The following is a 7,603-nucleotide window of genomic DNA, read 5'->3' as shown; positions in this document are numbered from 1 at the left end:
GTTCGGATCAGATGAATCGAAAGATGTTGAATATGCGTGTCGCTGGAAATTTGATGCGTGGAGCCTGCGCCATCTTTTGCCCCCTATGGTATTGGCGAAAACCTGTGGTATAATAGATAAGATTTATGCCGAAAACTGTTAGAAGACGTTGCAAAAAGGCAAACCGGGGTTTTCAGGCTCTTGTGGGAGGAACAAAAGAATGGGCAAAGTTTTTATTTGTGATCATCCGCTGATTCAGCATAAGCTGACCTTTATCCGGGATGAGACCACCAACACGAAGGATTTCCGGGAGCTTGTGGATGAAGTGGCTACACTGATGGCCTATGAAATTACAAGAGATATTCCGCTTGAAAAGACGACTGTGAAGACGCCGGTTTCCGAAGCCGAATGCCGGATCATCTCCGGCCGGATGCTGGGCCTGATTCCGATTCTGCGGGCAGGCTTGGGCATGGTGGACGGGGTGCTGAAGCTGATTCCCGCCGCCAAGGTAGGACATATCGGCCTGTACCGCGACCCGGAAACCCTGCAGCCGGTTGAATACTATGTGAAGCTGCCCACCGATGTGACCGAGCGCGAGCTGATTGTCATCGACCCGATGCTGGCCACCGGCGGCTCCGCCATCGCAGCCATCGACGTGCTGAAGAAGCGCAACTGCACCCAAATCAAAATGATGAACCTGATTGCTTCTCCTGAAGGCATCCGTGCCGTCCAGGAGGCCCATCCCGATGTGGACATCTATGTGGCCGCCATCGACAGTCACCTGAACGACCATGGCTATATCGTTCCCGGCCTGGGCGACGCAGGCGACCGCCTGTTTGGAACCAAATAGGCGGTCACACGTATAAGAATAGAACTTTTGCCAGGCGGAGTTCCTCCCATAAGGAGAGGAAGCTCCGTCCTGCTCTATGAAGAGAAAGAAGGGGAATATCCCATGAAGCGGATCAAGGTCATGACCATCTTCGGGACGCGGCCGGAGGCCATCAAAATGGTTCCTCTGGTGCTGGAGCTCGCGAAGCATCAATCCGAAATCGATTCCGTGGTCTGTGTGACGGCCCAGCACCGGCAGATGCTGGATCAGGTGCTGGACCATTTTGAGATCAAGCCGGAATACGATCTGGATATTATGAAGGAGCGCCAGACGCTCTCCGGCCTGTCGGTCCGGGTGATTCAGGAGCTGGAGCCGATCTTGGCGGAAGCGAAGCCGGATCTGATTCTGGTGCACGGGGACACCTCCACCACCTTCCTGGCCTCCTACGCGGCTCTTCTCCAGCAAATCCGGGTAGGCCATGTGGAAGCGGGGCTCAGGACCTGGAACAAGCTGTCGCCATTCCCGGAAGAGATGAACCGTCAATTGACGGGGGTTATTGCGGATATGCACTTCGCGCCCACCAACTGGTCTGCGGACAATCTGCGCAGGGAGAACAAGCCGGAAGCCTCTATTTACATAACCGGAAATACCATCACCGACGTGATGCAGTATCTGGTCCGTCCGGACTATACCCATCCGCTGCTGGACTGGGCAAAGGGCAAACGCCTGATTCTCATGACCGCCCACCGCCGGGAGGCTATCGGCGAGCCCCATCGCCGGATTTTCCGCGCCGTGAAGCGGATTGCCGACGAGTTCGAGGATGTGGCGATTGTGTATCCCGTCCATCTGAATCCCGATGTGCAGAAGCCGGCCCAGGAGATTCTCGGGGACCATCCCCGGATCAAGCTGACCGCGCCCATGGATGTGATGGATTTGTACAACTTCTATCCCCATACCCATCTCATCCTGACCGATTCCGGAGGCATCCAGGAGGAGGCCCCCGCCTTCGGCATCCCTGCCCTGGTGCTGCGGGATACCACCGAACGCCCGGAGGGCATCGACGCCGGCGTGCTGGAGCTGGTGGGCACGGATGAGGAAGCGGTGTACAGCCGCGCCAGAGCGCTGCTGACGGATGAGGAGCTGTACCGCAGAATGAGCCAAGCCTCCAACCCGTATGGGGACGGCAAGGTTTCCGCGCGGATCGTGCAGGCGATCAAGCATTATTTCGGTCTGGTGGCATCCAAGCCGGAGTCTTTCCAGCCATAAAGAGCGTTTTACATTATATACCAGATAGCGCTGTCAATGATGAAAATCACACCATACAGTTGTACTGTCTGGTTATGCTTCAAAAACCCTTTAAATTCAGGCATTTTTCCGCCCTCGTTCATCAAATTGCCTCAATTTGTGCTGATTGACAAACCTTGCTCGGCGACGATACAATAAGTAACGATTGATGCCTGCGGCAAAATGGACAATTAAAGCCTATTGGAACGCAATGCCATTAGGGAACTGCCTCAGTCTCTAAGCGGCGGAAATGGACGGGATTCCATGAACAAACCCCCTATCCGTAGTAACCCCTGGAAATATGCGGGTATTGCCAGTGCAATCGGCATGAACCTTGTGGTTTGCATTGTGCTGGGGTATTTCATCGGCACATCTCTTGCCAAGCGTACCGGCTGGACGCCATGGTCTGTGATCGGAGTATTGGGCGGGCTGTTCACCGGCCTGGGAAGCATTGTGCTGATGATCATGAGAATTCTGGAGGAAACGAATGAATGAACTAGACATTCTGATGCGCCGCATTATCCGTGCCTCCCTGTTTTTCATGTCGGCTTGCCTGTTTGCCTGGGCGCTTGTTCCGGCCCTTAAGCCATATGCGGCCGGTCTTGTTCTGGGAGTATGCACCAGCCTGATTAACGGGCGCATTTTACAATCCCGCATTTATGCCATTACCCGGATTGCCCTGGCCAACACCGGCAAACGGGCAAGTCTGGGCTTTCTTAGCAGGGCCAGCACCATTTTTATTGCGCTGGCCATCTGCCTGCGGGTTCCCGCATTTCACTTAGGCTCCACCATCTCAGGTTTCTTTTTTGTCCAAACCTTGGCTTTCCTGTTTGGTTTGGGCTCTGCAATACAGCACAAACTTCACAGTGAAAAGAGGTGAAAACATGCATGATTCACCGATTCTTCAGATTGGCGGATTGAACATTGACATCTCCATCTTTTTGCCCATTATTGTATCCTGTATCATCACGTTTGTGATTGCCAGGCTCGCAGTCCGGAATCTGTCTGTCGAGAATCCTTCCCGCATGCAGAACTTCCTGGAATGGGTGGTGGACTTTGTCCATAATATTGTGGCCAGCGCCATGCCTTTATCCCGGGCGAAGCCATTCATTGGGCTCGGGATGACGCTGATTATGTTCATCTTTGTCGCCAATCTTCTGGGATTGCCCTTTGCGGCGGTTTTTGAGATTCACGAGCCGCTGTCCTGGTTTGGATTCCCGATTGTGGATGCCGATATGCTGGCTAGCGCCCATGAGGCGGGCAAGCATATCGAACTCAATTTCTGGAAGTCGCCGACAGCGGATATGTCCGTCACTTTGGCTTTGGCCCTGGTTGTTTTTCTGCTGATTCACTATCTGGGCCTGACCAAGAACAGGAAGCACTACCTGAAGCACTATCTGGAGCCTTATCCAGTATTTTTGCCATTAAATCTGGTGGAGCAGATCGCCCGGCCGCTTACGCTGGCCATTCGTCTATTCGCCAATATTTTTGCCGGGGAAATCCTGATCGGGGTTATTCTTATGGCTCAATGGGCAAGTATACCCATGCTTGCGGTTTGGCAGGGCTTCAGCGTTTTTGTAGGCGCCATCCAGGCGTTTCTCTTCACAATGCTCACCATGGTGTACATCTCGCAAGCTGCGGTGCATGAGGAGCATTAAGCAAGGCATTATGGGCTTGGCTGCGGCCATGTCCCGACAAACCACTATACTTTGGGAGGAATATCAATCATGGAATTTTTGTCAGCAGCTATTGCAGTAGGTCTGGGCGCAATCGGCGCCGCTTTCGGTAACGGTATGATCGTCAGCAGAACAGTAGAAAGCATGGCCCGTCAGCCTGAGCTGCGCGGCGCACTGCAAACCACCATGTTTATCGGTGTCGGTATCGTCGAAGTTGTGCCTCTGATTGCAGCGGTTCTTGCGTTCCTGATGTATTTTGCCGGAGTGTAAGCCTCCCATAAGGAGCTTGAGGCGGGGAAGGTCTCACTGGAGCCATCCGCGCCTTCATTTTGCATAAACAGCCTGTTGAAGCAGGCAATCCTTTCGGGAGGGAGTGACAACATATGAGTTTTCATTGGGAGTCCACGCTTTTTGCTGTGCTTGCTTTCGGGTTGCTGTATTTTGTTTTGAATAAATTTGCTTTTGGGCCTTTATTCAGCGTGATGGAGAAGCGCCGCGAGCTGGTCCAAAGTCAGCTGAAGGCTGCGGAAGACAGCCGGACCCAAGCGGAGCAGTTCATGCAGGAGCAGAAGAAGGCCATGCAGGACGTGCGCAAAGAGGCGTTCCAAATTGTGGAGCAAGCCCGCACCTCCAGCCTGCGCCAATCCGAAGAGCTGCTCAAGCAGGCCAAGGATGAGTCCGTGCGGCTCAAGCAAGAGGCGCTGAACGATATTCAAGCGGAGAAGAACAAGGCTGTTGCGGCTTTGAAAGGGCAAGTGGGCGCCATGTCCGTCCTGATCGCGTCGAAGATCATTGAGAAGCAAATCGATGAGAAGAGCCAGCAGGATTTGGTTGAGCAATACCTGAAAGAGGTAGGGGACAAAGGATGACCAAAGACTTGACAGCAGCCAAGCGGTATGCCAAGGCGTTATACGAGGTGGCAGCGGAATCGGGAATCACCGAGCAGGCCATTGCTGAATTGAAAGAGGCGGTAACGGTGCTGGCGCATCCCGAGCTGGAGCTTGTTCTGGGCCATCCCAACATCGACGCCAATGTCAAAACGGATTTGCTCCGCCGTATATTTGAGGGCCAGGTATCGGAGGCCGTGCTGAATCTCCTCCGTATTTTGGTGGAGCGCAAGCGGGCTCTCTTGATTCCTGCTGTCTGCGATGAATTTGTCCGAATTGCAGGGGAGGCCCTTGGACGGACCGAAGCGGTTGTCTATTCTCCCATGCCGCTTTCAGAGCAGGAGACCGCCTCCATCAAGGCGAGCTTCGGCGCTGTGACGGGGAAGAGCATTCAGGTTACCAATATTGTGGACCAAAGCCTGCTGGGCGGCATCAAGGTGCGGATCGGCGACACGCTGTATGACGGAAGCCTCTCCGGCAAGTTGAAGCGGCTGGAAAAGACATTGCAGGCGTCTCAAGTAATGTAGATAGGGGTGAGGGCAGTTGAGTATCAAGCCAGAAGAAATCAGTACACTGATTAAAAATCAGATTCAAAACTATAAAGCGGATATGGAAGTGGCGGAGATTGGCACCGTCATCCACATCGGCGACGGTATTGCCCGCGCCCACGGTTTGGGCAATGCCATGGCGGGCGAGCTCCTGGAGTTTGCCAACGACGTAATGGGTTATGCTTTTAACCTGGAGGCCGACAACGTCGGTATTATCATCCTGGGCCCGTACACGGACATCCGTGAAGGCGACCAGGTCAGACGGACCGGCCGGATCATGGAGGTTCCCGTAGGCGAAGGCCTGCTGGGCCGCGTCGTGAATCCGCTGGGCCAGCCGCTGGACGGACTGGGGCCGATCGCCTCGACAGAAACCCGTCCGCTGGAGGCGGCCGCACCGGGGGTTATGCAGCGGAAATCCGTGCATGAGCCCATGCAAACGGGGATCAAGGCCATTGACTCGATGATTCCCATCGGCCGGGGACAACGGGAGCTGGTTATCGGCGACCGCCAAACCGGTAAAACCGCCATTGCCATCGATACCATCATCAACCAAAAAGGCAACGGCGTGAAATGTATCTATGTGGCCATTGGCCAAAAGCAATCCACCGTTGCCCAGGTTGTGGAAACTCTCCGCCGCCACGATGCCATGGACTATACCATCGTCGTGACTGCAAGTGCTTCCGAGCCGTCTCCCCTGTTGTTCCTGGCTCCGTATGCAGGCTGCTCCATGGGCGAGTATTTCATGTACAAGGGCGAGCATGTGCTGATCATCTATGATGACCTGTCCAAGCAGGCTGCGGCTTACCGGGAATTGTCCCTGCTGCTCCGCCGCCCTCCGGGACGGGAAGCCTTCCCCGGCGACGTATTTTATCTGCACTCCCGTCTTTTGGAACGTGCGGCCAAGCTCTCCGATGATCTGGGGGCCGGCTCCCTGACGGCGCTTCCCTTTATCGAAACCCAAGCGGGCGATATCTCCGCTTATATTCCGACCAACGTGATCTCCATCACCGACGGCCAGATCTTCCTGGAGTCCGACCTGTTCTATTCCGGCCAGCGCCCTGCGGTTAACGTGGGTCTGTCCGTGTCCCGGGTAGGCGGCTCGGCGCAGATCAAGGCCATGAAGAAGGTAGCCGGTACGCTGCGTCTGGACCTGGCCCAATACCGCGACTTGGCGGCGTTTGCCCAGTTCGGCTCCGACCTGGACCGCGTAACCCAGGCCCGCTTGAACCGCGGCGCCCGTCTGATGGAGCTGTTGAAGCAAGGCGTCAACCAGCCGCTTCCCGTTGAGAAGCAGGTGGTCAGCATCTACACTGCAACCAAGGGTTATCTGGACGAGATTCCGGTGCCCGATATCCTCCGTTTTGAGCGGGAATTCCTCATGTACCTGGACAGCAACCAGCCGGAGATTCTGGCTTCCATCCGGGATACCAAGGATTTGACCGCCGACAATGAAAAGGCGCTGCAAGCGGCCATTGAACAGTTCCGCAAGGGCTTCGCCACTAACGTATAGGGCGGTGACTTTTAATGGCTAAGAGCATTCGCGAGATTAAGCGGCAGATCGTCAGTGTTAAGAGTACCCGGCAGATTACCAAAGCCATGGAAATGGTGGCGGCATCCCGGTTGAAGAGAGCCCAGCAGTCGGCGGAGGCTTCCCGGCCTTATGCCGAGAAAATTCGCGAGGTGCTCTCCCATGTTACTGCGGTAGCCGAGGACGTGGAGCATCCCATGCTGGAGACCCGTCCGGTGAAGCGGACCGGCTATCTGGTTATCACGTCGGACCGCGGGCTGGCGGGAGGCTTCAATTCCAACCTGCTCCGGAAGCTGATGCAGGTTCTGAAGGAGAACCACAAGTCTCCCGACGAATATGCCCTGATGGTAGTGGGACGGAAAGGGCGGGACTTCTTCCGCAGGCGGAATATTCCGATTCTGGACGAAGTTACCGGACTGCCCAACACCCCTGATTTTTCCGACATCCGTCTTCTGGCGGGCAAGGCAGTGGATTTCTACGCCAACCAAACCTTTGATGAGTTCTATCTGGTTTACAACGTATTCAAAAATGCTTTGACGCAAATTCCGACGGTAAAGCGTCTGCTGCCGCTGGAACATATCTCCCAAAGCGCTGAATCCGCGGATTATGAATACGAACCTTCACCGGAGGCTGTGCTTCGGGTGCTGCTTCCCAAGTATGCGGAAACACTGATCTACAGCGCTGTGCTGGAGAGCAAGGCCAGTGAATTCGGCGCGCAGATGACCGCAATGGGCAGTGCCACGAAGAATGCCACGAAGCTGATTTCATCGTATACCCTGCAGTACAACCGTGCCCGCCAGGCGGCCATTACGCAGGAAATCTCGGAGATTGTCGGAGGCGCCAACGCCCAAGCGTAAGAGGGGGGCGCAAGC

At 55.1% G+C, this 7,603-nt stretch carries 10 protein-coding genes; all 10 read left to right on the top strand.

What is annotated here, in order from left to right; all coding sequences use genetic code 11:
• Positions 1-199: 199 nt before the first annotated feature.
• On the top strand, positions 200-829 hold the full coding sequence (upp, locus tag DQG13_RS08930) for a uracil phosphoribosyltransferase (RefSeq protein WP_113019394.1): 630 nt from the start codon (positions 200-202) through the stop codon (positions 827-829).
• Between the two features lie 102 nt (positions 830-931).
• On the top strand, positions 932-2,074 hold the full coding sequence (gene wecB / locus DQG13_RS08925; protein ID WP_113019393.1) for a non-hydrolyzing UDP-N-acetylglucosamine 2-epimerase: 1,143 nt from the start codon (positions 932-934) through the stop codon (positions 2,072-2,074).
• A 282-nt stretch (positions 2,075-2,356) separates the two neighbouring features.
• Positions 2,357-2,587, top strand: a complete 231-nt coding sequence (locus DQG13_RS30525; RefSeq protein ID WP_146767122.1) for an AtpZ/AtpI family protein — start codon at positions 2,357-2,359, stop codon at positions 2,585-2,587.
• Positions 2,580-2,972: an ATP synthase subunit I gene (locus tag DQG13_RS08920; protein ID WP_113019392.1), complete on the top strand. Its 393-nt coding sequence runs from the start codon at positions 2,580-2,582 to the stop codon at positions 2,970-2,972. Before DQG13_RS30525 ends, DQG13_RS08920 begins: the two co-directional genes overlap by 8 nt.
• 4 nt (positions 2,973-2,976) lie before the next feature.
• Entirely contained in the window at positions 2,977-3,750 is a 774-nt protein-coding gene (gene atpB / locus DQG13_RS08915) for a F0F1 ATP synthase subunit A (protein ID WP_113019391.1), read from the top strand.
• A 69-nt stretch (positions 3,751-3,819) separates the two neighbouring features.
• On the top strand, positions 3,820-4,038 hold the full coding sequence (gene atpE, locus DQG13_RS08910; RefSeq protein WP_113019390.1) for a F0F1 ATP synthase subunit C: 219 nt from the start codon (positions 3,820-3,822) through the stop codon (positions 4,036-4,038).
• A gap of 113 nt (positions 4,039-4,151) precedes the next feature.
• A complete protein-coding gene (gene atpF, locus DQG13_RS08905; RefSeq protein ID WP_113019389.1) occupies positions 4,152-4,637 on the top strand; it encodes a F0F1 ATP synthase subunit B in 486 nt (161 codons plus the stop codon).
• Complete coding sequence (locus DQG13_RS08900; RefSeq protein WP_113019388.1) at positions 4,634-5,182, top strand: F0F1 ATP synthase subunit delta; 549 nt, start codon at positions 4,634-4,636, stop codon at positions 5,180-5,182. Before atpF ends, DQG13_RS08900 begins: the two co-directional genes overlap by 4 nt.
• A 16-nt stretch (positions 5,183-5,198) precedes the next feature.
• A complete protein-coding gene (gene atpA, locus DQG13_RS08895) occupies positions 5,199-6,713 on the top strand; it encodes a F0F1 ATP synthase subunit alpha (RefSeq protein WP_113019387.1) in 1,515 nt (504 codons plus the stop codon).
• 14 nt (positions 6,714-6,727) lie between these two features.
• The gene (atpG, locus tag DQG13_RS08890; RefSeq protein WP_113019386.1) at positions 6,728-7,588 is read left to right on the top strand and encodes an ATP synthase F1 subunit gamma; all 861 of its coding nucleotides are present in this window, start codon (positions 6,728-6,730) and stop codon (positions 7,586-7,588) included.
• The last annotated feature ends 15 nt before the right edge of the window (positions 7,589-7,603 follow it).

The sequence above is a fragment of the Paenibacillus sp. YN15 genome, from assembly GCF_003285005.1.
Classification (GTDB): domain Bacteria; phylum Bacillota; class Bacilli; order Paenibacillales; family NBRC-103111; genus Paenibacillus_AR.
This window is presented reverse-complemented; position numbering and strand designations above follow the sequence as displayed.

Bases quoted from the DNA above. Each gene is read 5' to 3' on its own strand.
- DQG13_RS08900 (WP_113019388.1), top strand. From the start codon at position 4,634: ATGACCAAAGACTTGACAGCAGCCAAGCGGTATGCCAAGGCGTTATAC.
- atpF (WP_113019389.1), top strand. From the start codon at position 4,152: ATGAGTTTTCATTGGGAGTCCACGCTTTTTGCTGTGCTTGCTTTCGGG.
- DQG13_RS30525 (WP_146767122.1), top strand. From the start codon at position 2,357: ATGAACAAACCCCCTATCCGTAGTAACCCCTGGAAATATGCGGGTATT.
- atpB (WP_113019391.1), top strand. From the start codon at position 2,977: ATGCATGATTCACCGATTCTTCAGATTGGCGGATTGAACATTGACATC.
- atpG (WP_113019386.1), top strand. From the start codon at position 6,728: ATGGCTAAGAGCATTCGCGAGATTAAGCGGCAGATCGTCAGTGTTAAG.
- upp (WP_113019394.1), top strand. From the start codon at position 200: ATGGGCAAAGTTTTTATTTGTGATCATCCGCTGATTCAGCATAAGCTG.
- wecB (WP_113019393.1), top strand. From the start codon at position 932: ATGAAGCGGATCAAGGTCATGACCATCTTCGGGACGCGGCCGGAGGCC.
- DQG13_RS08920 (WP_113019392.1), top strand. From the start codon at position 2,580: ATGAATGAACTAGACATTCTGATGCGCCGCATTATCCGTGCCTCCCTG.
- atpE (WP_113019390.1), top strand. From the start codon at position 3,820: ATGGAATTTTTGTCAGCAGCTATTGCAGTAGGTCTGGGCGCAATCGGC.